This is a genomic window from Methylobacterium sp. WL18 (assembly GCF_008040015.1).
GTDB classification, from domain to species: domain Bacteria; phylum Pseudomonadota; class Alphaproteobacteria; order Rhizobiales; family Beijerinckiaceae; genus Methylobacterium; species Methylobacterium mesophilicum.
The window spans coordinates 1-1722 of record NZ_VRVD01000835.1 but is presented as its reverse complement, the minus strand read 5'-3'; the positions used below and the strand labels follow the sequence as shown (position 1 = coordinate 1722).

Below are 1722 nucleotides of genomic sequence, written 5' to 3'. Positions count from 1 at the left end.
ACCAGGGACCGCCGGGTCCACAGGGCCCGCCGGGGCTGAACGGCGCCACCGGCGCGCGCGGCCCCGCGGGGGATCGTGGCATCGAAGGCGCCACCGGGCCTGCCGGGCCGCCGATGAACGCGCTTGTGCGCCTCGACGTCGCCTGCCACCGCGACGAGGACCTGATCGGCGCCTATTGCCGGGGCATGGCGGTGGTGCCGTCCGTGACCGTCACCGACGGCATCGCCACGGTCGGCTGCCTCGACATGACCGCCAAGGCCGCCAAGGATGCCCAGCCGGTGGCCGTCTGCATGAGGAAGCCGTGAGACGTCTCGCCCTCGCATTGCTGATCGCATCGGCCGCCTCCGGCGCCGATGCGCAGCCGTTCCTGCCCACGGAACGGGCCGCGATCGACCTCGTGCGCACGCGGCAGACGGAAAGTCTGGCGACGGTGGACCGGATCCTCGCCTATGCCGAGCGCGCCACCGGCGGCGCCTTCACGCGCGGCGGCTACCGGGTCGTGCGCCGCCCCGGGGAGCCCTTCGCCCGGGTGCAGATCTGCTACCGGCTCGGCATCGATCCGCCGACCTGCGGCCTCGACTACCGCGTCACCGTCGACCCGCCCCATGTCGAGCCGGCCGAACGCTACGACGGCCTGGCCCGGGACCTGGAACACGGCCCGCGGGCGTTCCTGCGCGCGCTCGCCCGGGAGGCCGATCTCCAGCGCCAGCCGGCGGCCCTGCGGCAGATCCGGGCGGCCCTGGAGCCGTACGATCCCTACGACTGGCGCTGAGCGTCACAGCAGGCGCGGCCAGCCCAGCAGGCGCTGGGGCGCGAAGGGCGCGACCGGGACCGCGGGGGTCCGGCCGGTGGCGAGGTCGGCCACGATCTCGCCGGTGATCGGCCCGGTGGACAGGCCGATATGGCCGTGGCCGAACGCAAACAGCAGGCCCGTGTGGCGCGGCGCCGGGCCGATCACCGGCATGCCGTCCGGGGTGGACGGGCGCGAGCCGAGCCAGGGCTCGTTGTCGAGGGGGCCGCCGAGACGCAGGGTCTCCCCCGCCTCGCGGGAGGCCGCCTCGATCTGGGTGTGGTCCGGGGCGGCGTCGCGGGCGTTGAGTTCGACGCCCGACAGCACCCGCACCCGGTGATCGCCCATCGGCGACAGGATCGAGCCCGCACCCGTGTCGAGCACGGGGCGGGTCAGGGGCGGGCTGTCCGGGTGCAGGGCGTAGTGACGATGGTAGCCGCGCTCGGCCGCGACCGCGAAACGGTAGCCCAGACTTCTCGCGATCGACCCGGAGGCGGCGCCCGCCGCCAGCACGACCTGCCTGGACCGCACCGCGCCGGTCTCGTGGATGACGCGCCAGCCCTCGGCCTCCGGCGACAGGCTTTCGACGCTGCCGCGCAGCCGCCTTCCGCCCAGGCCGGCGAACAGCGCCTCGCAGGCCTCGATCAGGCGGCCGGGCTCGCGCACCGATCCGGTCTCGGTGAGCAGCATCGCCCGGGCGTAGGGGCGCACCAGGGCGGGCTCCAGATCGCGGATCCCCGCCGTGTCGAGGATGTCGAACGCCACCCCGTGCCCGGACAGGATCTCCCGCTCCAGCGCGGCGGCCTCGAAGGCGGCCTCGGTGCGGTAGGCCTTGATCCAACCGGTCCGCTGCAGCCGCTCGCTGGTGCCGGCCCTCGCGGCCAGCCGTTCATGGGCCGGGTAGGCGGCGCTCGTCAGCGGCAGCAGGGCGG

At 75.1% G+C, this 1722-nt stretch carries 3 protein-coding genes; 2 read left to right on the top strand and 1 reads right to left on the bottom strand.

The window, feature by feature from the left end:
• Together FV228_RS28845 and FV228_RS28840 are read left to right on the top strand one after the other, a co-directional pair.
• A partial coding sequence (locus tag FV228_RS28845; protein ID WP_147857602.1) for a hypothetical protein occupies positions 1–305 on the top strand: 305 nt, incomplete at its 5' end.
• A complete protein-coding gene (locus tag FV228_RS28840; protein WP_147857601.1) occupies positions 302–772 on the top strand; it encodes a hypothetical protein in 471 nt (156 codons plus the stop codon). The genes FV228_RS28845 and FV228_RS28840, both read left to right, overlap by 4 nt.
• Before the next feature lie 3 nt (positions 773–775).
• Here FV228_RS28840 and FV228_RS28835 read toward each other — a convergent pair.
• Positions 776–1722, bottom strand: a 947-nt coding sequence (locus tag FV228_RS28835; RefSeq protein ID WP_147857600.1) for an FAD-binding oxidoreductase, incomplete at its 5' end; no start/stop codon positions are given.